The sequence below is a fragment of the Pantoea sp. PGP6 genome (assembly GCF_053474785.1).
The window spans coordinates 1,965,447-1,990,150 of record NZ_JBQBMA010000001.1 but is presented as its reverse complement, the minus strand read 5'-3'; the positions used below and the strand labels follow the sequence as shown (position 1 = coordinate 1,990,150).

25 protein-coding genes are annotated in these 24,704 nt (G+C 53.2%); 10 read left to right on the top strand and 15 right to left on the bottom strand.

Annotated features, from left to right (window positions below):
• Nucleotides 1-20 precede the first annotated feature (20 nt).
• From ACLIBF_RS09405 to yciA, 3 genes are read left to right on the top strand one after another with little or no spacing between them, the layout of a single operon-like run.
• Nucleotides 21-755: a YciC family protein gene (locus ACLIBF_RS09405; RefSeq protein WP_448309564.1), complete on the top strand. Its 735-nt coding sequence runs from the start codon at nt 21-23 to the stop codon at nt 753-755.
• Nucleotides 756-811: 56 nt separating this feature from the next.
• On the top strand, nt 812-1,351 hold the full coding sequence (locus ACLIBF_RS09400; RefSeq protein WP_031374570.1) for a septation protein A: 540 nt from the start codon (nt 812-814) through the stop codon (nt 1,349-1,351).
• A 59-nt stretch (nt 1,352-1,410) separates the two neighbouring features.
• Nucleotides 1,411-1,833, top strand: coding sequence for an acyl-CoA thioester hydrolase YciA (yciA, locus tag ACLIBF_RS09395; protein WP_031374571.1), 423 nt, complete (start codon nt 1,411-1,413; stop codon nt 1,831-1,833).
• A 47-nt stretch (nt 1,834-1,880) separates the two neighbouring features.
• On the opposite strand, the gene tonB is transcribed toward yciA, so the two are convergent.
• A complete protein-coding gene (gene tonB / locus ACLIBF_RS09390; protein WP_046288286.1) occupies nt 1,881-2,636 on the bottom strand; it encodes a TonB system transport protein TonB in 756 nt (251 codons plus the stop codon).
• Nucleotides 2,637-2,837: 201 nt separating this feature from the next.
• Between tonB and ACLIBF_RS09385 the strand changes: the two genes are divergently transcribed.
• Complete coding sequence (locus ACLIBF_RS09385; protein ID WP_031374572.1) at nt 2,838-3,134, top strand: YciI family protein; 297 nt, start codon at nt 2,838-2,840, stop codon at nt 3,132-3,134.
• Between the two features lie 74 nt (nt 3,135-3,208).
• Entirely contained in the window at nt 3,209-3,397 is a 189-nt protein-coding gene (locus tag ACLIBF_RS09380; RefSeq protein WP_279809716.1) for a hypothetical protein, read from the top strand.
• A 114-nt stretch (nt 3,398-3,511) separates the two neighbouring features.
• On the opposite strand, the gene ACLIBF_RS09375 is transcribed toward ACLIBF_RS09380, so the two are convergent.
• Together ACLIBF_RS09375 and ycgZ are read right to left on the bottom strand one after the other, a co-directional pair.
• The gene (locus tag ACLIBF_RS09375; protein WP_031374574.1) at nt 3,512-3,991 is read right to left on the bottom strand and encodes an anti-virulence regulator CigR family protein; all 480 of its coding nucleotides are present in this window, start codon (nt 3,989-3,991) and stop codon (nt 3,512-3,514) included.
• A 732-nt stretch (nt 3,992-4,723) separates the two neighbouring features.
• Complete coding sequence (gene ycgZ, locus ACLIBF_RS09370; protein WP_031374575.1) at nt 4,724-4,966, bottom strand: regulatory protein YcgZ; 243 nt, start codon at nt 4,964-4,966, stop codon at nt 4,724-4,726.
• 378 nt (nt 4,967-5,344) lie between these two features.
• On the opposite strand from ycgZ, the gene ACLIBF_RS09365 reads away from it, so the two are divergent.
• Entirely contained in the window at nt 5,345-5,665 is a 321-nt protein-coding gene (locus ACLIBF_RS09365) for a hypothetical protein (protein WP_031374576.1), read from the top strand.
• Nucleotides 5,666-5,755: 90 nt separating this feature from the next.
• Here the strand turns inward: ACLIBF_RS09365 and ACLIBF_RS09360 are convergent, their stop codons facing one another.
• Nucleotides 5,756-5,929 carry a YciY family protein gene (locus tag ACLIBF_RS09360; RefSeq protein WP_089561442.1) on the bottom strand — a complete coding sequence of 58 codons (174 nt, stop codon included), beginning with the start codon at nt 5,927-5,929 and terminating at the stop codon, nt 5,756-5,758.
• 158 nt (nt 5,930-6,087) lie between these two features.
• On the opposite strand from ACLIBF_RS09360, the gene cls reads away from it, so the two are divergent.
• Nucleotides 6,088-7,548: a cardiolipin synthase gene (gene cls, locus ACLIBF_RS09355; RefSeq protein ID WP_031374577.1), complete on the top strand. Its 1,461-nt coding sequence runs from the start codon at nt 6,088-6,090 to the stop codon at nt 7,546-7,548.
• A gap of 46 nt (nt 7,549-7,594) precedes the next feature.
• Entirely contained in the window at nt 7,595-7,918 is a 324-nt protein-coding gene (locus tag ACLIBF_RS09350) for an HI1450 family dsDNA-mimic protein (protein WP_031374578.1), read from the top strand.
• A 46-nt stretch (nt 7,919-7,964) separates the two neighbouring features.
• On the opposite strand, the gene oppF is transcribed toward ACLIBF_RS09350, so the two are convergent.
• From oppF to ACLIBF_RS09315, 7 genes are all read right to left on the bottom strand, one after another.
• On the bottom strand, nt 7,965-8,966 hold the full coding sequence (gene oppF / locus ACLIBF_RS09345; protein WP_069728535.1) for a murein tripeptide/oligopeptide ABC transporter ATP binding protein OppF: 1,002 nt from the start codon (nt 8,964-8,966) through the stop codon (nt 7,965-7,967).
• Nucleotides 8,963-9,976 (bottom strand): ABC transporter ATP-binding protein, encoded by a 1,014-nt coding sequence (oppD, locus tag ACLIBF_RS09340; RefSeq protein ID WP_046288285.1) that lies wholly within the window; start codon nt 9,974-9,976, stop codon nt 8,963-8,965. Before oppD ends, oppF begins: the two co-directional genes overlap by 4 nt.
• Nucleotides 9,977-9,987: 11 nt before the next feature.
• Complete coding sequence (oppC, locus tag ACLIBF_RS09335) at nt 9,988-10,896, bottom strand: oligopeptide ABC transporter permease OppC (RefSeq protein ID WP_031374580.1); 909 nt, start codon at nt 10,894-10,896, stop codon at nt 9,988-9,990.
• Between the two features lie 14 nt (nt 10,897-10,910).
• Nucleotides 10,911-11,831 carry an oligopeptide ABC transporter permease OppB gene (gene oppB / locus ACLIBF_RS09330; protein ID WP_031374581.1) on the bottom strand — a complete coding sequence of 307 codons (921 nt, stop codon included), beginning with the start codon at nt 11,829-11,831 and terminating at the stop codon, nt 10,911-10,913.
• 91 nt (nt 11,832-11,922) lie between these two features.
• Complete coding sequence (gene oppA, locus ACLIBF_RS09325; RefSeq protein WP_031374582.1) at nt 11,923-13,563, bottom strand: oligopeptide ABC transporter substrate-binding protein OppA; 1,641 nt, start codon at nt 13,561-13,563, stop codon at nt 11,923-11,925.
• 157 nt (nt 13,564-13,720) lie between these two features.
• Nucleotides 13,721-15,346: an ABC transporter substrate-binding protein gene (locus ACLIBF_RS09320; protein WP_031374583.1), complete on the bottom strand. Its 1,626-nt coding sequence runs from the start codon at nt 15,344-15,346 to the stop codon at nt 13,721-13,723.
• A 584-nt stretch (nt 15,347-15,930) separates the two neighbouring features.
• Complete coding sequence (locus tag ACLIBF_RS09315) at nt 15,931-16,578, bottom strand: YchE family NAAT transporter (protein ID WP_031374584.1); 648 nt, start codon at nt 16,576-16,578, stop codon at nt 15,931-15,933.
• Between the two features lie 458 nt (nt 16,579-17,036).
• Between ACLIBF_RS09315 and adhE the strand changes: the two genes are divergently transcribed.
• Nucleotides 17,037-19,724 carry a bifunctional acetaldehyde-CoA/alcohol dehydrogenase gene (adhE, locus tag ACLIBF_RS09310; protein ID WP_031374585.1) on the top strand — a complete coding sequence of 896 codons (2,688 nt, stop codon included), beginning with the start codon at nt 17,037-17,039 and terminating at the stop codon, nt 19,722-19,724.
• 58 nt (nt 19,725-19,782) lie between these two features.
• Here the strand turns inward: adhE and tdk are convergent, their stop codons facing one another.
• Nucleotides 19,783-20,403: a thymidine kinase gene (gene tdk / locus ACLIBF_RS09305; protein ID WP_031374586.1), complete on the bottom strand. Its 621-nt coding sequence runs from the start codon at nt 20,401-20,403 to the stop codon at nt 19,783-19,785.
• A 402-nt stretch (nt 20,404-20,805) separates the two neighbouring features.
• Between tdk and hns the strand changes: the two genes are divergently transcribed.
• Nucleotides 20,806-21,213 (top strand): histone-like nucleoid-structuring protein H-NS, encoded by a 408-nt coding sequence (hns, locus tag ACLIBF_RS09300; RefSeq protein ID WP_031374587.1) that lies wholly within the window; start codon nt 20,806-20,808, stop codon nt 21,211-21,213.
• Between the two features lie 88 nt (nt 21,214-21,301).
• Here the strand turns inward: hns and ACLIBF_RS09295 are convergent, their stop codons facing one another.
• From ACLIBF_RS09295 to galU, 3 genes are read right to left on the bottom strand one after another with little or no spacing between them, the layout of a single operon-like run.
• Entirely contained in the window at nt 21,302-22,309 is a 1,008-nt protein-coding gene (locus ACLIBF_RS09295) for an NAD-dependent epimerase (protein WP_031374588.1), read from the bottom strand.
• Between the two features lie 14 nt (nt 22,310-22,323).
• Nucleotides 22,324-23,664 (bottom strand): UDP-glucose dehydrogenase family protein, encoded by a 1,341-nt coding sequence (locus tag ACLIBF_RS09290; protein WP_031374589.1) that lies wholly within the window; start codon nt 23,662-23,664, stop codon nt 22,324-22,326.
• 22 nt (nt 23,665-23,686) lie between these two features.
• Nucleotides 23,687-24,595 (bottom strand): UTP--glucose-1-phosphate uridylyltransferase GalU, encoded by a 909-nt coding sequence (gene galU / locus ACLIBF_RS09285; protein ID WP_031374590.1) that lies wholly within the window; start codon nt 24,593-24,595, stop codon nt 23,687-23,689.
• Nucleotides 24,596-24,704 lie beyond the last annotated feature (109 nt).

Sequence of the window (24,704 nt, the reverse complement as noted above, 5' to 3'; positions counted from 1 at the left end):
GGTTCCTCCAAGGAGTGTACATGTCTATCACGGCAAGCTCGTTATACCGTGACACTGGAAATTTTGCCCGCCATCAGCTGGTTACTTTACTGTTGATGTCGCTGTTGACCGCTTTCATCACCGTAATGCTGGTACATGTGCTGACCCCAAGCGCCGATCAGATGGCGATCCTGCAGCAGGGCGACGACAGTGCCAGTTCATTATTTGAGATGGTGCAGAATATGTCACCTGAACAGCAGCAGGTGTTGCTGCGCGCCTCTGCGGCGGGCACCTTCGCGGCGCTGGTGGGCAATACGCTGTTGCTCGGCGGGATGTTGTGTCTGATACCGATGGTCTCTTCTGGCCAGCGGGTCAGTGCGCTGCGTGCCATTGGTACGGCAGCACCGTTACTGCCGAAGCTGTTACTGCTGACCTTCCTGATTACGCTGGTAGCGCAGCTCGGCTTTATGATTCTGGTGGTGCCCGGTATTCTGCTTACTATTCTGCTGTCACTGGCGCCGGTGATGCTGGCTAGCGAGAAGATCGGCGTGTTCGCTGCGATGCGCGCCAGCATGCGGATGGCCTGGAAGAACGTGAAACTGATCGCGCCAGCCATTATTCTCTGGCTGCTGGCGAAAGTAGTGGTAATGCTGTTTTTCTCCTCGCTGACCGTCCTGCCGATGAATGTCTCCTCGGTGATTTTTACCGCTGCAGGTAATCTGGTTTCGGCCATGTTAATTATCTATCTGTACCGGCTTTATATGCTGTTACGTTGATGGCTGATGCGCCTTCGGGCGCATCCGTCCCCACTTCAGCTCTGACTGGAATGACTATGAAGCAGTTACTCGACTTTCTCCCTTTGGTGGTGTTTTTCATCTTCTACAAGCTGTACGACATCTTTGTTGCCTCTGGCGCGTTGATTGTCGCAACCGGTCTGGCCTTAGTCGTCAGCTGGGTGCTCTACCGTAAACTGGAAAAGATGACGATTTTCACCTTTGTGCTGGTGGCGGTATTTGGCACGCTGACGCTGGTATTCCACAACGATGAGTTCATTAAGTGGAAAGTGACGGTGATTTACAGCCTGTTTGCCGTGGCGCTGCTCTACAGCCAGTGGTTTATGAAACAAACGCTGATCCAGAGCATGCTGGGCAAAGAGTTACAGCTGCCGGACCCGGTCTGGCGTCGGCTGAACACCGCATGGGCGATCTTTTTCCTGATCTGCGGCCTGGTAAATATCTATGTTGCCTTTTGGTTATCCCAGGCATTCTGGGTTAACTTTAAGGTGTTTGGTCTGACTGGTCTCACCTTACTGTTTACCCTGATCAGCGGGCTCTATATCTGGCGACAGATGCCGCAACAACAACAAAAATAATCACTCTGCCCGCTATGCCGGGCATTTTTTTAGCGATCACCTGCAGAAGAATGAAAGCAATGGGCGAAAAACATAAGTTGCCGCAAGGCGAAATGGTGTTACGTACGTTAGCCATGCCAGCAGACACCAACGCCAACGGCGATATTTTTGGCGGCTGGCTGATGTCTCAGATGGATATGGGCGGTGCGATCCTGGCCAAGGAAATTGCCGAAGGCCGGGTCGTTACGGTGCGGGTTGATGGCATGTCATTTATGAAACCGGTGGCGGTGGGCGATGTGGTCAGTTGTCATGCACGCTGCATCCGTACCGGCAACAGTTCAATGACCATCAATGTCGAAGTGTGGATCAAGAAGGTGTCGTCAGAGCCGATTGGGCAGACGTACTGTGCCACCGAAGCGGTATTTATCTACGTCGCGGTCGACAATGACGGTAATTCACGTCCGCTGCCTGCCGGACGGGCCAATCAGCAACCCAGCGATTAACCGGTCGCCTGGCGGTCAGGCAAGCTCGTTACCTGACCGCCAGCTTTCTATTCGATACTGGCTCCGCCACTGATCTTAAACACAATGTTCATGGTCAGGCCCTGCCCCGGACGCCCACTCTGGTAACGCCACTGCTTCATCGCCTGTTTAACTGAGCGTTCAAACATATTACGCGGCTCAGCGGAAAGTATCTGGATGTTATCCACCCGCCCTTCGCTGTCGACATCAAATTTGACTCTCACCCGGCCTTCTACACGTAGCGCCAGTGCACGCGGTGGATAGCCTGGCTTGCTGACGCTCAGTGCTTTCGGCCCATTAGAGACCGTCTGACTCGGTGCTGGCGTCGACTTCGGCGCGGCGGTCGGCTTGTTCTGAGTAGCGGGCGCCTCCTGCTTAAACGGATTAGCCTGCGGCTTGCTCTCCTGACGCGGTTTGACTTCGCGTTTAGGCTGCTCACGCTTATGTTCCGGCTTCGGTTTAGGTTTGGGCTTCGGTTCCGGCTTAGGAATCGGCACCGGCTCGGCCTTTGGGGGTTCCGGGGCCGGCTGAGGTTCTGGTACTGGTTCAGGTTCCGGCTGCGGTTCAGGCTGTGGGGCAGGCGGCTCAACCACTGCCGGCGCCGGCTCAGGCTGAATTTCAGGGGCGACCATGGTTACGCTGATAGGCTGCGACGCTTTAGGGACTTCGAGCACCTGATGGAATGAGGCATAAAGAATGCCGGCAATTACGGCACCATGTAAAGCAACAGACAATAACATGGAGACAGGCGTGCGTTTTGGTAATGGCATAGTCAGCGTGGTCATAACAGTCGCAGTCATTGAATGAAGAGCCGATTTTAAATGCAAATAGCAATCAGTTTCAATAACTCCCGCCATCCGGCCGAAAGAAAAGCGCTTTTTAGCCCTTTATGCTGAGCATTGCAGTGGTCAGAGGTTTCATTTGCACTCTGATCGGCAATCCCTTAACGTGTTGCGAAATTCTGAAGAGTTAATGGGAGCTCCCAAGTGCTTTACGTCATTTATGCAGAAGACAACGCAGATTCACTGGAAAAACGTAACGCGGTGCGCCCTGCTCATCTGGCTCGCCTGAAACTACTGCATGAAGAAGGACGCCTGATCATTGCGGGTCCGATGCCTGCTGTCGACAGCAACGATCCGGGCGTGGCGGGCTTCACCGGTTCTACCGTGATTGCCGAGTTCCCGTCATTAGAAGCAGCGCAGTCGTGGGCAGAAGATGACCCCTATATTGCCGCTGGCGTCTATAAACAGGTCGCCGTGAAACCGTTTAAACGCGTTTTCTGATCGCGCGGACCAGGTAAAAAAATGGCTTCGGTGCGGCGCACAGAAGCCATTTTTGTTTTTCGGATGAAGCAACAATGCAAATGATGATTCTGGCGCTGCTGGTGCCGATCGTGGCGCTGATTGGGACCGCGCTCTATTTATGGCGGGTCCACGGCTGGCGTAAGAAAAAACCGCTGATTGTGATGTGCGTTGTGCTGGCAGCGGCGCTGCAGTTGGTGAACGTAACCCTGCTGCTGACTGCGCAGGCGCGACTGGCCGGTTAAACCCTTTGCCGGGCGAATTCAAAATAAATAACTGCACCCTGCCCGGTTGGGTGTCCAGCTTTTGGGGCGCAGTTCAGTCCGGCAGTTTTTTTCGATTCGTGTCGCCCGCTTAGCTTAATCGAAGACGTTATTGATGATCGCCGTCACCACCGCAGTACTGAGCGCAATCAGCACCAGGTTATCCCCGACAATTTTCCATTGATAACCAGGATAATCCGGCAGGTTGTCCAGCATTGAAGGCGGCACCGATCGTTTGGCGATCCCGGGCGGCAAAGGTTTACCCCGCGCAAGATTTTTCGCAATACCCGGTGGCAGCGATGAATAACCGGTCAGCCCATACTGTCTGGCCAGATCGCGTGCGAACGCATAGCTGATCTCTGACTCGGCCCGGTGAGGATCGCCGCCCTTGTTCTTTTTGCTCTTAGACGAATGATCTTTGCCGTTTTTGCCTTCGCCTTTGCCACCATGATCGGCGGAATGTCCATGACCATTGCCGTTACCATTGCCGTTACCCGGATTGGCCAGTAACGCGGGCGAGGTGAACAGCAGACAGCAGGCTAAGGCGATAACGCCACGGTTTGATTTCTTCTTCATCGACTGACTCCCAAAGGTATTTCTTATCAATTTATCGCCGGATCTGAAAAACAGCAATCCGAGGTGCTGTTAAAAACTGCATGCACCGCTCCCCGATCCGCAGTGATTCTTACCGGTTTAGCGCAGCGTAAATTTTCACGCCTGCTGACAGGCGTCTGAACAATCCGCTGGCGTAGTGTGTCCCACCCAGCAACACTTAGCATCGCTAAACAATAACCGCAGCGACAAGTGTCAGGAAGAGTTAATTTTCAGCGGATTAATTAAGAAAGCTGGCATCACCACCGCATACTGGTCGGTAAAAATGTAAATTTTTTTGACCAATCAGCCAGCCTGTTCTTGACTGAAAGGACCGTTAAACACAACAGGAGAGGCCGTCATGACCGAATTGCTGCATATCATGTCTGTCAGCGCGATTGTTGCGGGCATCTATTTACTGGATTGATCATGAGCGGATTGACGTGGGGAAAAACAAAAGCCCTGCCGGTCTGGCAGGGCTTCGATCTTCCGTGAGAGATGAATGATTGGACAACGAAAAACGATCACGAAAGATGGCTAATTTCTACAAAAACGCTGACGCCTTGTCAATATGGTCCACCCGCTTGCGCGGTATCTGAAGCCTGGCTTGCTCGCCAGACATCAGAAGGTGGCGGGCTGCATTTTCCCTGGCAATTTGCGGCGATGCGGTAGCGCGCGGGCAACGCCAGCTATAGCGCACATGCACTCACCAGCGAATTAATTACGATCCAGCAGTAAGCCAATCAGCGCATGGTAATGCTGTTCTTCTTCCGCACTGGTGACATCCTGCAAGCGGCTAATCAATCGGGTACAGATCGCCTTACGATTGAGACTGCGTCCGGAACGCATAATCTCGGTTACCACTGAACCCAGAATCGCCTGCTGCGACGGCAGAGCGGCACTGTTGAGATAGGCAGAAATATCAGCAATGGAGGCCGGAATTCGTACGTTGGTTTGCATGGTTAACCCTCATAGAGTTCGTTTAATTTTTACAACCGATGCAGTAAAGCTATACAACCCAAGGATGGTTGTACAGGTATTTACGCTGTTATTTGCATTGAAACAGCAATCAAAGAAATAAATGGCCATCAAACAGTCACTTGCGTGATTGTAAAGTTGTACAGAATTAACCGTAATCGCCGCGAGAGGCTTCGCCAGCCCGCCATTAGCGCCTGACGGGACTCGCGTGAGACGTCGCCGACAGTGATAAAAGCGCGTGCTGAAAGATTTTTTTTTTAGCCTGAACAGGAATTATTGCGCATCGCTGTCTACATTTATGACTTCTTTATTACACTCTGACACGCAGAATGGACGCTACAGCACAGTCGCAGGCTCAATATGCATAAAACTTATAATATTCAGGGCGCCTCAACTTTCTTCGATCAGCTGTTATACCGGGTGCAGGGAATTGCCGATCCGAAAACAGAAGTGCTGAGCGGCTACCCGGCAAACTGCTCTGCCTGGTTAACCATTTATTACCATCGCAAAACAGATAAGTGGTCTTTTGAATGGTATGACCGCGCCGGTTACCGACGTCCGATGGGCGTGGGCAGCCCAACCGATTGCCTGATGTGTGAAGTGAAGGATCGCGGCGCGTCGCAACAGGAGCATCTGCAGGCGCGCCACTTTCTGGCGGAGATGGGCTTTTTCGAAGCCTGAGCCGGCATCGGACTGGCGGGAAGGTGCCGGGGATTCTCCCCAGCCGGTTGCCCGGTTGCCCGCCTGAACCGTCAGCACCGGCGACGGCGATTACAACTGTTGCGTAATAAACAGAATGGAGCGACGCTGCTGCTGCGCCAGCTGATGGCGAATACTGTGGATACGCTTATAACGGCGTGACTGCCCTTCCAGCCAGCGTGAACGGCGGCGGTGCACCTGACGTAACATTCTCCAGCGCGCCACTTCATTTCTGCTTCGTCTCATCACTTCCTCTCTGACATCGAATTCACGCGCACGTATTATAAAGATCTTATCGCCAATGCCAAATCGGATCTGAACAGATGGCTCAGGTCAGGGGGTTTCGCTGACCCGCAACAGCACGTAAACTTGCCAGACGAAAGCGCGAACGGGATGTCCACTTAATGACCACTTTTTACACCCTGATCAGTTGGATGCTGCTGTTTGGCTACTGGCTGCTGATCGCCGGTGTCACCCTGCGAATACTGATGAAGCGCCGCGCCGTCACCTCGGCGATGGCCTGGCTACTGATTATCTATATTCTGCCGCTGGTGGGTATTATCGCCTACCTCTCCTTTGGCGAACTGCACCTGGGTAAACGGCGTGCCGAACGCGCTCGCACCATGTGGCCCTCGACGGCCCGCTGGCTGAACGATCTGAAGCAGTGCCGTGAAATCTTTGCCACCGAACACAGCGACGTTGCGCGCTCGCTGTTCGAGCTTTGTCATCACCGTCAGGGCATTGCTGGCGTCAAAGGCAACCAGCTGCAACTGCTCACCAGCTCGGATGATGTGATGCAGGCGCTGATCCGTGACATCCAGCTGGCGCGTCACAATATCGAGATGGTGTTCTATATCTGGCACCCTGGCGGTCTGGCAGATGAAGTGGCGGAGTCGCTGATGGCGGCGTCACGTCGCGGCGTACATTGCCGTTTGCTGCTCGACTCGGCTGGCAGCGTCACCTTTTTCCGCAGTCCGTGGGTGGGCATGATGCGCAATGCCGGCATCGATGTGGTGGAAGCGTTACAGGTCAGCCTGCTGCGCGTATTCCTGCGCCGGATGGACCTGCGTCAGCACCGCAAAATTGTGTTAATCGATAACTATATTGCCTACACCGGCAGCATGAATCTGGTGGATCCGCGCTTCTTCAAGCAGAACGCGGGCGTCGGGCAGTGGATCGATCTGATGGCGCGGATGGAAGGCCCGGTGGCCACCGCAATGGGGATTGTCTTCAGCTGCGACTGGGAGATTGAAACCGGTAAACGGATCCTGCCGCCACCGCCCGACCGCAATATCATGCCGTTTGAGCAGGAGAGCGGGCACACGGTGCAGGTTATCGCCTCAGGTCCTGGCTTCCCGGAGGATATGATCCATCAGGCGCTGCTGACGGCGGTCTATTCCGCTCGCGAACAGCTGATCATGACCACGCCCTACTTCGTGCCAAGCGACGATCTGCTGCATGCCATCTGCACCGCGGCGCAGCGCGGCGTGAATGTCAGCATTATTGTCCCTCGGCATAACGATTCCCTGCTGGTGGGCTGGGCCAGCCGGGCGTTCTTCAGTGAACTACTGGAGGCGGGCGTTAAAATTTATCAGTTTGAAGATGGTCTGCTGCATACCAAAAGCGTTCTGGTTGATGGACAGCTCAGCCTGGTCGGCACGGTAAATCTTGATATGCGCAGCCTGTGGCTCAATTTTGAGATTACACTGGTGGTAGACGATGCCGGATTTGGCAGCGATCTGTCCTGCGTGCAGGATGACTATATTGCCCGCTCACGCCTGCTGGACGGTAAGCGCTGGTCAAAACGTGCCTGGTGGCAACGCATCGTCGAACGACTGTTTTACTTCTTTAGCCCTTTACTGTAAAACGAGCCAAATTGTGTAAACGCCCGCAGGGCAGACAGGACAGACCATGGATTTAAATAATCGCCTTACTGAAGACGAAACGCTGGAACAGGCTTACGATATTTTTCTTGAGCTGGCAGGCGATAATCTCGATCCGGCAGACATCATCCTTTTTAATCTGCAGTTCGAAGAACGTGGCGGCGCTGAGCTGTTCGATCCTTCTGATGACTGGCAGGAACATGTTGATTTCGATCTGAATCCTGACTTTTTCGCGGAAGTGGTGATTGGACTGGGTGAAGCGGATGGTGAACCGATTACCGACGTCTTTGCACGCGTACTGCTGTGCCGTGAAAAAGACCACAAGCTGTGTCATATCCTGTGGCGTGAATAGCCGTCGCAGCGATAAAAAACGCCGGGCCACTGCCCGGCGTTTTGCATTATAACGGGTCGACCTTGAGGCAGGAGACCGCGTGGCGGAAACTGCCTTCCAGCAGCGGCCGGGTTTTAGCGCACTCCGGTCCGGCAATCGGGCAGCGGGTGCGAAACACGCAGCCTGACGGCGGATTGATCGGAGACGGCAACTCCCCTTCCAGCAGCTGAATCTGCTTGTTCTTTTCCAGATCCGGATCGGGAATCGGCACCGCTGACATCAGCGCTTTGGTGTAAGGATGCTGCGGATTGCTGTAGACCTCGCTGTAGGTGCCGAGTTCGACCGCATGACCGAGATACATCACCAGCACCCGATCGGAGATGTGTTTCACTACCGCCAGATCGTGCGCGATAAAGATCAGCGACAGCCCCATTTCGCGCTGCAACTGCTGCAGCAGATTCACCACCTGCGCCTGGATCGATACGTCGAGAGCTGATACCGGCTCATCACAGATAATCAGCTTAGGCTCGAGGATCAGCGCACGCGCGATACCGATACGCTGGCACTGGCCGCCGGAAAACTCATGCGGATAGCGGTTGATCAGGTTCGGTAGCAGACCGACCTTCATCATCATATTTTTGACGCGATCTTTGACTTCCTGACGCGCCATTTTCGGATGATAGGTGCGCAACGGCTCTGCAATGATATCGCCGATGGTCATACGCGGATTGAGCGAAGCCAGCGGGTCCTGGAAGATCATCTGGATGTCACTGCGCGCCTTGCGCCACTCCTCTTCGCTCTGCCCCAGCAGATCGCGGCCCAGCCACGCCACCCGACCGTCGGTGGCTTTAACCAGGCCGATAATCGCCCGCGCCAGCGTCGATTTACCGCAGCCCGATTCACCGACCACGCCCAGCGTCTCCCCTTCGTACAGGCGCAGGCTGACGCCATCCACCGCTTTCAGGGTCTTTGACGGCTGCCAGAACCACTGCTTGCCATCTTTGATATCGAAATGCACCTTGAGGTCGGCGATTTCCAGTAACACTCTTTTTTCGGCTATGGCGCTCATATTAATTCCTCCACCGGCTTAAAGCAGGCACGTAAACGCCCATCCCCGAACGGTTCCAGCGGCGGCGCTTTGGCACAGATATCCATCGCATGTGGACAACGCGGCTGGAACGGGCAGCCCGGCGGCAGACGCAGCAGGTTAGGCGGATTGCCGGGAATGGTGGTCAGACTCTCGCCTTCAGCATCCAGACGCGGCACCGCATTCAGCAGGCCGATTGAATACGGGTGCGCCGGCTGATAGAAAACGTCACGAGCGCGGCCATATTCCATGGTACGTCCGGCGTACATCACCAGCACTTTGTCGCAGATCCCGGCGACGACGCCTAGATCGTGAGTGATCATGATAATGGCGGTGTTGAACTCGCGTTTGAGATCGTTGAGCAGCGTCATAATCTGCGCCTGCACCGTCACGTCGAGCGCCGTGGTCGGCTCATCAGCAATCAGCAGTTTTGGCCGGCACAGCAGCGCCATGGCGATCATCACACGCTGACGCATCCCGCCGGAGAACTCATGCGGATACATTCTCATCCGCTTGCGTGCTTCTGGCATTTTCACCGCGTCCAGCATTCTGACCGACTCTTCGAAGGCCTGGGCGCTGTTCATGCCCTTGTGCAGCTTCAGCACTTCCATTAATTGCTCACCGACCCGCATGTAGGGGTTGAGCGAGGTCATCGGGTCCTGGAAGATCATGGCAATCTGCTCGGCGCGCAGCCGGTTAAGCTGGTGCTCGGGCAGGTTGAGGATCTCCTTGCCGTTGAACAGCGCCGAGCCGCCGATACGGCCGTTTTTAGCCAGCAGCCCCATCAGGGCGAAGGCGGTCTGTGATTTGCCGGAACCGGATTCGCCGACAATACCCAGCGTTTCACCGGCGCGCAGCGAAAAGTTAAGATCGTTGACGGCGGTCACATCGCCGTCGTGAGTGCCGAAGGTGACGCGCAAATCCTTCACCTGCAGTAACTGTTCGCTTCCCGCGCGGGCCGCCATTGCTGGCTGGAATTCATGGATGGTCATCGGGAAACTCCTTAACGATCTTTCGGGTCGAGGGCATCACGCAGGCCATCGCCGATAAAGTTGAAACAGAACAGCGTTACCACCAGAAAGCCCGCCGGATAGAGCAGCAACCACGGCGACACTTCCATTGAGTTAGCCCCATCGCTGAGCAACGCGCCCCAGCTGCTGAGCGGTTCCTGCGTTCCCAGCCCAAGGAAGCTCAGGAAGGATTCAAACAGAATCATGCTGGGTACCAGCAACGAGGCGTAAACCACCACCACGCCCAGCACGTTCGGCACGATGTGGCGCACCACGATTTTCCAGGTGGAGACGCCGCCAACGTGGGCGGCTTCAATAAACTCTTTGCGCTTCAGGCTCAGGGTTTGTCCACGCACGATACGCGCCATATCCAGCCACGACACCATGCCGATGGCGGCAAAGATCAGCAGGATATTACGGCCAAAGAAGGTCACCAGCAGAATGACGAAGAACATAAACGGAAAAGAGTTGAGGATTTCCAGAATACGCATCATCACCGAGTCGGTTTTGCCGCCGAGGTAACCGGCAACGGAACCGTACAGGGTCCCCACGATTACCGCGATCAAGGCGGATGCCACACCCACCATCAGTGAAATCCGGCCGCCAATTGCCACCCTCACCAGCAGATCGCGTCCCGACGAGTCGGTACCAAACCAGTGGCCGGAGGTCGTGTCCGGCGGAGAGGACATCATGCCCCAGTCGGTATCGTCATAGGTGAACTGCGACAGCATCGGCGCAACGATCACAAACAGCGTAATCAGCAGCAGTACCAGCAGGCTGATTGAAGCCGCGCGGTTATGAATAAAACGACGGCGGGCGTCCTGCCACAGACTGCGCCCTTCCACTTCCAGCTTCTCACTGAACGCATCCAGAGCTTCGCTGTTTTTCTTACTTAACATCATGGCGAACTCCGCAATCAGTAACGAATTTTCGGATCGATAACGGCATACAGCACGTCAACAATCGCGTTAAACAGAATGGTTAACAAACCCACCAGAATGGTCAGGCTCATTACCAGCGAGTAGTCACGGTTCAGTGCGCCGTTAACAAACAGCTGACCGATGCCCGGCAGGCCGTAGATCGACTCAATCACCATTGAGCCGGTGATGATGCCGACAAAGGCTGGCCCCATATAGGAGATTACCGGCAGCAGCGCCGGCTTCAGCGCGTGGCGCAGCACGATGCGGCGCAGCGGCAGCCCTTTGGCACGGGCGGTACGGATAAAGTTGGAGTGCATTACTTCAATCATCGATCCGCGGGTGATACGTGCGATGCTGGCGATATAGGCCAGCGAGAGCGCCACCATCGGCAGCAGCATGTAGTTCCACTGTCCGCCATTCCAGCCACCGCCGGGTAGCCATTTCAGCGTGATGGCAAACACCAGAACCAGCAACGGTGCCACCACGAAACTCGGTATCACCACGCCGGTCATTGCCACCCCCATCACCGCGAAATCCCATAGACTGTTCTGTTTAAGCGCGGCGATGACCCCGGCAGCAACGCCCAGTACCACCGCCAGCACGAAGGCAGCCAGACCGAGTTTGGCTGAAACCGGGAACGCATGGCCAACCAGATAGTTAACCGAATAATCTTTATATTTAAATGAGGGGCCGAAATCGCCGTGCGCCAGCTGCACCAGGTAATCGACATACTGCTTACCAATCGGATCGTTGAGGTGATATTTCGCCTCAATGTTGGCCATGACTTCCGGCGCCAGGGTGCGCTCACCGGTAAAGGGACTGCCGGGTGCCAGTCGCATCATAAAGAAGGAGATGGTAATCAGGACGAACAGCGTCGGGAGCGCTTCAAGCAAGCGACGCAGGATGAATTTTAACATTGCCGTACCTACCAGGCTGTTGCTTCACAACAAATAAATAAAACGTAAAGGCGGCGCAGACGCGCCGCCGCTGTCGATAGCCTGTGTGCTATTAGTGTTTAATGATGTAGAAGTTCTTATCCTGCGATTTATCCAGCGGATCTTTGCCGGTGTAACCGCCGACGTACGGTTTCACCAGACGCGCGTTAACGTAGTAGTAGACCGGAACGATGGTGCTGTCTTTATCCAGAATCTGCTCGGCACGCTGGTAGTCGGCGGCACGGGCTTTGTCATCCGGCGCTTTGATTGCATCACGCAGTACCTGATCGAATGCCTCGCTCTTATAGTGCGAGGTGTTACTGCTGCTGTTCGACAGCATGATGTTCAGGAAAGACGTCGGTTCGTTATAGTCAGCACACCAGGCGGCACGCGAAACGTCGAAGTTGCCCTGATGACGCGTATCAAGGAAGGTTTTCCACTCCTGGTTTTCCAGCTTGATGTTCACCCCGATATTTTTCTTCCAGATCGATGAGGCGGCAATAGCCAGCTTCTTGTGCAGGTCGGAAGTGTTATACAGCAGGTTAAAAGTCAGCGGTTTATCGGCGGTATAACCGGCTTCAGCCAGCAATTTCTTCGCCTCTTCATTACGTTTTTCCTGCGTCCATTTGAACCAGTCTGGCGGCAGAATCTCCATACCGTCGGTTGATGGCGGCGTGAAGCTGTAGGCTGGCATCTGACCCTGGGCCAGCACTTTGTTTACCATAATGTCGCGATCCAGGCCGAGCTTCAGCGCGGCGCGCACGCGGGGATCGGTGAATGGCGCTTTCTGGTTATTGATTTCGTAGTAATAGGTGCAGAGATAGGGATCAACGTGCAGTTCTTTGCCGTTATCGCGCTGCAGCTTTTTGAACAGCTCAATCGGCATGTTGTTGTAGGTCATGTCGCTGCCGTTCTCAGAGAAATAACGGTTAACGTCACTGACTTCTGAATTGATCGGCAGGAAGGTCACTTTGTTCAGGATGGTGTTGGCGTTATCCCAGTACTGCGGGTTACGCACCAGCGTGATACGTTCGTTGATCACGTGCGCATCCAGTTTAAACGCGCCGTTACCGACCCAGTTCTGTGGCTGAGTCCACTGATCGCCGAACTTCTCAATCGCAGGCTTATATACCGGCGACATCACGGAGTTGATCATCAGCTTGTCGAAATAAGGAACCGGCTCGCTCAGCGTCACTTCCAGCGTATGGTCATCAATCGCCTTCACGCCCAGATCGCTGGTCGGTCTTTTGCCCGCGATGATCTCATCAACATTCAGGATATGGCCATACTGCGGATAGCTGGCGTAAGGTGAAGCGGTTTTCGGATCCACCAGACGCTGCCAGCTGTAGACGAAGTCCTGTGCGGTGACCGGCTCGCCGTTCGACCATTTGGCATTCTTACGTAAGTGGAAAGTCCACACTTTGAAATCTTTGTTTTCGTAACTTTCCGCTACGCCCGGCACCGGGTGGCCATTGCTGTCACTGACCAGCAGACCTTCGTAGAGATCGCGCGCCACGTTATCTTCCGGCACGCCTTCAATTTTGTGCGGATCGAGCGACTGTACTTCATCGCCATTACCGCGTACCAGTTCCTGTTTTGCTGCCAGCTCAACGCCAGCTGGCACTGTAGCCGCCAGAACTGCATTCCCTGCCAGGGCACTGACTGCAGCAAACACGCCCGCTGCAATCAGGCTTTTCTTCGTGATGTTGTTCATTATTACACTCCAGTTTTATTATCGTCGCCGGGGCGATTGACTGCCCCGGCGTCCCCCGTCTCGGGATCCCCGGCTGGTTAACCTGAGGATAGTGACCACATACTGTGGTCTGCACGGACGCGCGCTCCCCGACTGTCTCGCCAGGTAAGCGCGCGGCTCAGTGTTGTTTGATGAAATAGTATTTCAGGTCTGTCATGTCCTGCGGGTCTTTGCCCGTAAAGCCGCCAACCCAGGGCTTCACCAGGCGCACACTCACGCGGTAGTAAACTGGCACAATTGGTGAGTCTTTGTCGAGTTGTGTTTCAGCCTGCTGATAGAGGCTGGCGCGTTGTGCTTCACTGCTGGCGGTCAGGGTCTCCGACATCAGGCGATCAAACGTCGGGCTGCGGTAAAAGGCGGTATTGATTGAGGCGTTACCGATCAGCATGTTGAGAAAGGTCGACGGCTCGTTGTAATCCGCGCACCAGGTGGCGCGAACCACGTCATACTGCGCCTGATGACGGGTCTCCAGCAGAGTTTTCCACTCCTGATTCTGTAACGTCACCTTCGCGCCAAGGTTTTTCTGCCACATTGAGGCAGCAGCGATCGCCTGGCGTTTATTCTGATCGGAGGTGTTGTAGAGCAGCGTGAAGGTCAGCGGATGGCTGTCATCAAACCCGGCCTCTGCCAGTAACTTTTTCGCCGCCTGATTGCGCTGCGCCTGTGTCTGTCTGAACCACGCCGGTGGGGTTAAATTGATCCCGGCGGTAAACGGTGGCGTCAGGCTGTAGGCCGGAATCTGACCCTGCCCCATGATCTTGTTAGCAATGACTTCACGGTCGAGGGTCATCTTGATCGCAGCACGAACGCGCGCATCGGTAAATGGCGGCTTTTTATTATTAATTTCATAATAGAAAGTGCAAAGCAGCGGACTGACTTTGACCTGCTCGCCCAACTCCTGACGCAGTTTGCCGAACATTTCTGGCGGGATTGCGCTGTTGGTAATGTCCGTACCGCCGCTGCGATAGCGATTAATATCGCTGTTTTCCGAGGCGATCGGCAGGAAAGTGCCCTGCTCAATCACCGTATGGCTGTTATCCCAGTAGTGTGGATTGCGCTGCAGTACGATTTTTTCATTGACCACCCAGTCGCTCAGCGTATACGCGCCGTTGCCCACATAGTGACCCGGCCGGGTCCAGGCCTCGCCCCACTGCTTGATCGCCGGGGCATAGACCGGCTTCATCGCGGTATGCGCCAGCATGGCGACCAGATAAGGCACCGGTTCACTCAGGGTAATTTGCAGATGATGGGCATCCAGCGCCTTCACACCGAGCTGATCGGGTGACATTTTACCGGCCAGAATGGCATCAATGTTGGCGAAATGCGCCGCCTGCAGATAGCTGGAATAAGGAGAAGCCGTCGTGGGATCGGCCAGTCGACGCCAGCTATAGACGAAATCATCGGCGGTTACCGGTTCGCCGTTGCTCCATTTTGCGTCATTCCGCAGGGTAAAGGTCCACTGAGTCCCTTGCTGGTTTTGCCAGCTCTCCGCCACGCCAGGCACCACCCTGCCGCTGTTATCGGTGTTAACCAGCCCATCAAGCAGATTAAGAATAATATTCGATTCTGGCACGCCTTCGACTTTATGTGGGTCGAGCGACGCCACCTCTGAGCCGTTATTAATAACAATTTGCTGCTGCGGCGCCAGCGTCGTCCCGGCTGGCACCGTGGCACCATAGGCCGGTGAAAAAGCGATTAACAGACATAACGCAATTTTACACCGTTGTTGCTGCAAGTTTTTCATCCCAGTCATGCGAAAGCGCCAACCTTTTATTAAGTATCCCGATAGGCTTAAGCAAAAAGCGTTCTCACTTTGGGCTGTCGGAGAAAAAATTTTACGTTGCGCCAAAAATTATCAGAAGCAGCGGAAGGGTGCCAAAGCAAAATAGCTAAAATGTTAACTAATTCTCTTTTATCATGAGAAGTCAGGCAGCGGAAGTGTTAATTTTTGTCCTGAAAATATCTTATCGATATGAAAAATAGAGATTTTAGATAAAAACAGACTTTCTGCAGCTCTGCCGAAGGGATAAAAACGCTTTTTTGGCAATTATACCGGGGATACGCCATCAGACGCGATGAATGCGCGCCGGCTGGGAGCAGAGGCGCGATTTGTCAGGCTAAGCGAGAATTAGAAAGCAGATTATCATGTGAAAATTGTGACATTGCTGCGGCCAACAAGCGGCAAATTCCGGCCAGCAGTAATGAAAGTGATAATCTGCTGAATCTATTAAGCGGGATGAATAATTGCATGTTTATGGTGCAGGTTTTTCGGGCTTTGCACCATAATGATTCACGACTTCGCTTCGACCCCTGAATTAAGTGGGGAATTTAATTGAGTAAACCGGGGAAAATAGATTTCATTCCGGTCACCACGAACTCAATGCCCAGCGCCATCAGCAACAGCCCCATAATACGGGTGATCACGTTAATACCGGTCTGGCCTAACACCCGCACCATTAAAGGTGCAGCCCGAAACAACAGCCAGCAGCAGAAGGCAAAAAGCGCAATCGCCAGGCTGAATCCCAGCAGATTGACCCAGCTGTGATAGCGCGTGCTCCAGACAATGGTCGAACTGATGGCACCGGGTCCGGCCATCAGCGGCAGTGCCAGCGGTACCACCCCGACACTTTCACGAATCGCGGTCTCTGATTTTTCCTGTTTGTTCTGCTTATCTTCGCCCAGCTTACCGCTGATCATCGACATGGCGATGGTCACTACCAGAATTCCCCCGGCAATGCGGAAGGAGTCGATAGAGATACCGAAAATATGCAGAATCGCATCACCGAGAAACAGTGAGGTCCACAGAATGATGGCGACCGCGAGGTTGGCCGTCAGGTTGGTTTTATTACGCTCAGCAGCCCCCTGATAGCGGGTCATGCTGATAAACACCGGAATAATGCCTACCGGATTGACCAGCGCAAAAAGCCCGACAAAAAATTTTATATAACCTGATAAATCTAACAGCGCAGGGTTCACGACAGACTCCGTACCACAGGGGAGGAAAACGCGCCTAATGTAAGGGAAAAAGCGCCCTGACGCCAGATGCGCGGACAGCTATTTATTCTGCCGATCAGCGCCCGATTTAGCGCATTTCGCCAGACATTAAAATGCAGCTGGTTTTAGCCGCTATGAGCCTGGCCTTAAGAGGCGTAAGCGGTTTCGACAAGCGGGTGCCGAAAAGTGCGGCTGAAAGGAGTCAGCTTGCGTTCAAATTGATCTGTATCAAAATTGCCCTACCTCAAACCAGGTAATCTTTTCGCAACGGAAGTATTAGCAGCATCAGGGTACATAACGCTGATGCCAGAACAGACTAGTTTAGTAAACATTTGAAAATCCTGGCGTTCTGGCCCAATCCAACGCGCCAGCCAGGCGGGACTATACTCAGGACGCAGGATTGTTTACTAAAAAAGTTTAACTTCCTTCAGGAGAACACCATGGCCGTTACTAATGTCGCTGAACTTAATGCACTGGTCGAACGTGTAAAAAAAGCCCAGCGTGAATACGCCAACTTTTCCCAACAACAGGTTGACGCTATTTTCCGTGCTGCCGCGCTTGCCGCCGCAGATGCCCGAATTCCTCTCGCTAAGATGGCCGTTGCTGAATCCGGCATGGGCATCGTCGAAGATAAAGTGATCAAAAATCATTTTGCTTCTGAATATATCTACAACGCTTACAAAGATGAAAAAACCTGCGGTGTGCTGGCAACCGACGACACCTTCGGTACTATCACTATCGCTGAACCGATTGGCCTGATTTGCGGCATCGTGCCGACCACCAACCCAACCTCTACCGCCATCTTCAAAGCTCTGATCAGTCTTAAAACCCGTAACGGAATTATCTTCTCTCCACACCCACGTGCTAAAGACGCCACCAACAAAGCGGCAGATATCGTGCTGCAGGCAGCGATTGCAGCCGGTGCGCCGAAAGATATTATCGGCTGGATTGACGCGCCTTCGGTTGAGCTGTCTAACCAGTTAATGCATCACCCTGACATCAACCTGATTCTGGCAACCGGCGGACCAGGCATGGTGAAAGCCGCTTACAGCTCAGGTAAACCTGCTATCGGTGTGGGTGCCGGTAATACGCCGGTAGTGATTGATGAAACGGCTGACGTTAAACGCGCCGTAGCGTCTATCCTGATGTCAAAAACCTTCGATAACGGCGTGATTTGTGCCTCTGAGCAGTCAGTGATTGTGGTGGATTCTGCTTATGACGCAGTGCGCGAACGCTTTGCCAGCCATGGCGGTTATATGCTGCAGGGCGCTGAGCTGAACGCGGTACAGAATATCATTCTGAAAAATGGTGGCCTGAATGCGGCGATTGTTGGTCAGCCAGCGTTTAAAATTGCTGAGATGGCGGGCATCACCGTTCCTCCGAGCACCAAAATTCTGATTGGTGAAGTGCAGCTGGTGGATGAGTCTGAGCCGTTCGCTCACGAAAAACTCTCCCCGACTCTCGCGATGTATCGGGCAAAAGATTTCCAGGATGCCGTCGATAAAGCGGAAAAACTGGTGGCGATGGGCGGTATCGGACACACCTCCTGCCTGTATACCGACCAGGATAACCAGACCGAGCGCGTTCACTACTTCGGCGACAAAATGAAAACCGCGCGTATTCTGATCAATACTCCGGCTTCACAGGGCGGTATCGGTGACCTCTACAACTTTAAACTGGCGCCTTCTCTGACGCTGGGTTGTGGTTCATGGGGGGGTAACTCCATCTCTGAAAACGTTGGCCCGAAACACCTGATCAATACCAAAACTGTCGCCAAGCGAGCTGAAAATATGTTGTGGCATAAACTTCCTAAATCCATCTACTTCCGTCGCGGTTCTCTGCCAATTGCACTGGAAGAAGTGGCTTCGGATGGCGCCAAACGTGCGTTCATCGTCACTGACCGCTTCCTGTTTAACAACGGTTATGCTGACCAGGTGACCCGCGTGCTGAAAGCACACGGCGTTGAAACAGAGGTGTTCTTTGAAGTTGAAGCTGACCCTACGCTGAGCATCGTGCGTAAAGGCGCTGAGCAGATGAACAGCTTCAAACCTGACGTGATTATCGCCCTCGGCGGTGGTTCACCGATGGATGCTGCGAAAATCATGTGGGTGATGTACGAACATCCTGAAACCCATTTTGAAGAGCTGGCGTTACGCTTTATGGATATCCGTAAACGTATCTACAAATTCCCGAAAATGGGCGTCAAAGCTCGCATGGTGGCAATCACCACCACTTCCGGTACCGGTTCAGAAGTGACGCCGTTTGCGGTGGTTACTGACGATGCCACCGGCCAGAAATACCCACTGGCAGACTATGCGTTAACCCCGGATATGGCGATTGTCGATGCTAACCTGGTGATGGATATGCCGCGCTCCCTGTGCGCCTTTGGCGGCCTGGATGCGGTGACCCATGCGCTGGAAGCTTATGTGTCAGTGCTGGCTAACGAATACTCTGACGGTCAGGCGCTGCAGGCACTTAAACTGCTGAAAGAGAACCTGCCAGCCAGCTACGCGGAAGGTGCGAAAAATCCGGTGGCGCGTGAACGCGTGCACAATGCGGCAACCATCGCCGGTATCGCCTTTGCCAACGCCTTCCTTGGGGTTTGTCACTCAATGGCGCACAAACTGGGATCGGAATTCCATATCCCACACGGCCTGGCTAACTCACTGTTAATCGCCAACGTCATTCGTTATAACGCGAACGACAACCCGACTAAACAGACCGCGTTCAGCCAGTATGACCGTCCACAGGCACGTCGTCGCTACGCAGAAGTCGCAGACCACTTAGGCCTGACGGCGCCGGGCGACCGCACCGCGCAGAAAATTGAAAAACTGCTGGCGTGGCTGGAAGAGATTAAAACTCAACTGGGTATCCCAACCTCTATCCGCGAAGCGGGTGTGGCAGAAGCTGACTTCCTGGCGAAAGTCGATAAGCTGGCAGATGATGCATTTGATGACCAGTGTACCGGCGCTAACCCACGTTATCCGCTGATTGCTGAACTGAAACAAATCATGCTGGACACCTACTATGGCCGCGAATTTGTTGAACCCTTCTCCAGCGTCGCTGAAGCCGTGGCTGAACAACCGGTAAAAGGTGTTAAGGTCGAGAAGAAAGCGAAAAACGTCTAATCGGCTGACAAACAAAAAACCCGCCTCGGCGGGTTTTTTTATTTCTGTTACAGCACTGTCAGTTCAGCGGCGTTTGCGCGCCGTAAATCGCCTGCAGCGATCCCTGCTCTATTGCCTGCTTGTAATGCTTGCGGCACACGGAGATATAGCGTTCATTGCCACCGATCACCACCTGCTCACCTTCACTGAACGGTTTTCCCTCGCTGTCGAGCCGCAGCACCATACTGGCTTTGCGGCCACAGTGGCAGATGGTCTTCAGCTCTACCAGCTTGTCAGCCCACGCCAGCAGATACTGACTGCCGGTAAACAGCTCACCACGGAAGTCGGTTCTCAGGCCATAGCAAAGCACCGGGATATCAAGGTTGTCCACCACGTCTGACAGGGCCTTCACCTGCTCACGGGTCAGGAACTGACTCTCATCGACCAGCACGCAGTGAATCGGCTGAGCCGCGTGCTCTGCGGCGATATCGCGGTAAAGCGCAGTCTCAGCGTTATACAGTAAGGCGGGCGAAGAGAGGCCAATACGCGAGCTGACGGTGCCTGCGCCAAAGCGATCGTCAATTTCAGCGGTGTAGACCAGGGTTCGCATTCCCCGTTCCTGGTAGTTATAGGAGGACTGCAGTAAGGCGGTGGATTTACCCGCATTCATCGCAGAGTAGTAAAAATAGAGTTGGGCCATAGCAGCGGGTTCTTCATCAGGACTTAACGGAATGGCGCGCATATTAGCACAAAGCGCTGCTAAAACTGAGCGGGTAGCCGCGGAATAATGATCGCCATGGGCCGCTCTGGGTGAGCTAAAATTCAGGCCGATCCTTTGCCTGCCTGAGCGGGTAGCCGGGATATTACCCCCAACAACATCCTGCCTTTTTCACTGCTGTAATTAATGTATTAAATTTACGTCTTTTAAAGCTGACATAAAAATAGCCCTTAAACGGCGAAAAAGTAAATCTTTCTGAAGAATGATTTTTACTCTCTTTTATTTTGCCGTCGCGCTTTAATATTAATTTGTGTTGAAGTTATTTATTACCACCTCTACTATTGTCGGGCAAAACAACTTTTTTATTATTCAGAGACCAGGACAATGAGCGAAGCACTAAAAGTTCTTAATAATATCCGTACGCTGCGTGCTCAGGCCAGAGAGTATCCGATTGACTCGCTGGAAGAGATGCTGGAAAAACTTGAAGTGGTGGTAAAAGAACGCCGCGAAGAGGAGTCACTGACCCAGGCAGAGAATGCCGAGCGTGCACGTAAACTGGAACAGTATCGTGAAATGCTGCTGGCGGACGGCATCGATCCGAATGAATTGCTGAGCTCCCTGTCAGACACCAAAGTCGCCGGGAAAGGTAACCGTTCAGTTCGTCCGGCAAAATATAAGTATGTCGATGAAAAAGGCGAAACCAGAACCTGGACTGGTCAGGGTCGCACACCGGCAGTGATTAAAAAAGCACTGGAAGAGCAAGGTAAGCAGTTAGACGACTTTCTACTCTGATAACGGGTCGGGTTTCGCTACTGAATACTGATTGCCCTTAGAGATAACAAAAAAAAGGAAGCCTGCGCTTCCTTTTTTATTTTATTAATCAGACCTGATAGAAGTCCCGATACCAGTCAACAAAGCGCTTAACGCCCTCTTCCACACTGGTTTGCGGTTTAAAACCGATCGCCTTAAACAGGGCTTCGGTGTCAGCGCTGGTTTCCAGCACGTCACCCGGTTGCATTGGCATCAGATTCTTAACCGCCGTAATACCCAGTGCTTTCTCGATGGCTTCGATATAGTTGATCAGCGTGACCGGCTGACTGTTACCAATATTATAAATCCGATAAGGCGCAGAACTGGTGGCTGGCGATCCCGCCTCTACCGTCCAGTTTTCATCCGCCTGCGGAATAACATCCTGCAAACGAACAATCGCTTCCGCAATGTCATCAATATAGGTGAAGTCGCGTTTCATCTGGCCCTGGTTATAAACATCAATCGCTTCACCTGCAATCATCGCACGGGTGAATTTGAATAATGCCATATCCGGCCGGCCCCACGGACCATAAACGGTAAAGAACCGCAGTCCGGTGGTCGGCAGCTGGTAAAGATGCGAGTAAGTATGTGACATTAACTCGTTAGCTTTCTTGGTCGCCGCATATAACGAAACCGGATGGTCAACGCTATCTTCGGTGGAGAAAGGCATTTTACGATTCAGGCCATAAACCGAACTGGAAGATGCATAAAGCAGATGTTCGATTTTATGATGACGGCAGCCCTCAAGAATGTTGAGGTGACCAATCAGATTAGCGTCGGCGTAGGCGTGGGGATTCTCTATTGAATAGCGAACACCCGCCTGGGCGCCTAAATGAATCACGCGCTGGAACTGCTGTTGCTTAAACAGTGACGCGATTGCGTCACGGTCAGCCAGATCCATCTCAATAAAGGTAAAAGCCGGATCGGGTTTAATCAGGTTCAGACGGGCATGCTTAAGATTTACGTCATAATAATCATTCAGGTTGTCGATACCGACAACCTGGTGACCGGCGGCCAGCAGACGTTGGCTAACATGAAAACCAATAAAGCCTGCGGCGCCGGTGACCAGAAAGTTCATAAATCCCTCGTTAATTATGCAATTTGAATAGACGCTCCGCGGCCGATTGCATAATAAACGAATCCGCGTTTGCTGGTACGCTCTGGATCATACAGGTTACGACCATCAAAAATCACGGGTTCTTTCAGTGCATTTTTGATGACGTCAAAGTCAGGTGCACGGAAGTTTTGCCATTCCGTACAAATGACCAGGCCATCAGCGCCCTGCAGTGCCGCCTCTTTGGTTCCCATCAGCTTGAGATCGCTGCGGTGACCATAGATGCGCTGCGCTTCATCCATCGCTTCAGGGTCAAACGCCTGGACAGTAGCACCGGCTTCCCACAACGTTTCCATCAGCACGCGGCTGGAGGCTTCACGCATATCGTCGGTATTCGGCTTGAATGACAGACCCCAAAGGGCAAAGGTCTTACCGCTCAGATCGTCGCCGAAATGACGCTTAATGAAGGTCGGCAGCTTGGTCTTCTGGCTGTCATTGACATCTTCCACTGCCTGTAACAGGCGAGGCTTATAGCCAATAGACTCCGCGGTACGGATCAGCGCCTGCACGTCTTTCGGGAAGCAGGAACCACCATAGCCACAGCCTGGATAGATGAAGTGGTAGCCAATGCGGGGATCGGAGCCGATACCCTGGCGTACTTTTTCAATATCCGCGCCTAAACGCTCAGCCAGATTGGAGATCTCGTTCATAAAGCTGATTTTGGTCGCCAGCATGCAGTTTGCGGCATACTTGGTCAGCTCTGCGCTGCGGATATCCATCATGATCATACGATCGTGGTTACGGTTAAACGGCTCATAGAGCTCGCGTAACAGTTCAACCACTTCGTCGTTATCGGTGCCGACAACGATGCGCTCTGGACGCATGCAGTCGTTAACCGCCGCGCCTTCCTTGAGGAATTCAGGGTTAGAGACCACATCGAAAGTGATGTTAGCGTCACGCGCTTTAAGCGCTTCCGTCATCACTGCACGCACTTTGTCTGCTGTGCCAACCGGAACGGTTGATTTGTCGATAACCACTTTGTGATCGTTCATGTATTGCGCAATGGTGCGCGCTACAGCGGTCACATATTTCAGATCGGCAGAGCCGTCTTCATCCGGGGGGGTACCGACTGCAATAAACTGCATAACACCATGGTTTACGCCCAGCTCAGCATCGGTGCTGAACTTCAGACGACCCGCTTCGTAATTAGACATTACCAGCGGCGTTAAACCTGGTTCGAAAATAGGAATGATGCCTTTTTTCAGATTTTCGACTTTCTTTTCGTCGACATCAATGCAGAGAACGTCATGTCCGACTTCGGCCAACACCGCAGCCTGAACCAGACCGACATAGCCGATACCAAATACAGTGACTTTCATCGAGTTATCCTGTGTTTATGAATTACTTTTTGTTGCCAACTGCGCCATCGAGCCATTCAGAAAAATCTTTGCCCAATACCGGATGACGAACACCGTACTCAACGAAAGCCTGCATGTAGCCCAGTTTGTTACCGCAGTCATGGCTCACACCTTTCAGGTGATAAGCTTCAACGGTCTCTTTTTCCATCAGCATAGCGATAGAGTCAGTTAACTGAACTTCGCCGCCTGCACCTGGAGGCGTTTTCGCCAGCAGTGGCCAGATATCAGCAGAAAGAACATAACGACCAACAACGGCCAGGTTAGATGGCGCTTCTGCCGCTTTTGGCTTCTCAACCACACCAACCATTGGTGCGCTGTCGCCTGGGTTCAGTTCTGCGCCCTGGCAATCTACAACACCGTACGCCGTCACATCAGCAACCGGCTCAACCATGATCTGGCTGCGGCCAGACTCTTCGTAACGGCTCAGCATTTCTGCCAGGTTATCTTTGGTTGGGTTAGATTCGTATTCGTCGATGATCACGTCTGGCAGGATCACGGCAACTGGCTCATCACCCACTAATGGATGTGCACACATAACCGCGTGGCCCAGGCCTTTAGCGATGCCCTGACGAACCTGCATGATGGTGACGTGTGGCGGGCAGATTGACTGGATTTCATCCAGCAGCTGACGCTTAACACGTTTTTCCAGCATAGATTCCAGTTCGAAGCTGGTATCGAAGTGGTTTTCGATGGCGTTTTTAGAAGAGTGAGTCACCAGCACAATTTCGTTGATGCCGGCAGCAATACACTCGTTAACGACATACTGGATTAACGGCTTATCAACCAGCGGTAACATCTCTTTCGGAATCGCTTTAGTGGCTGGGAGCATGCGCGTACCCAGACCCGCTACCGGGATTACCGCTTTTTTTACTTTGGACTTATAGGCAGACATTAAGATACCTCTCTTATAGGCCGTTCAAGTTAATACTTGATATGTCGGTTTAAATTCGGAAATGAGTATATCAGTTAGTATCGAACGGATTTATCCTGGAAGAACTGAA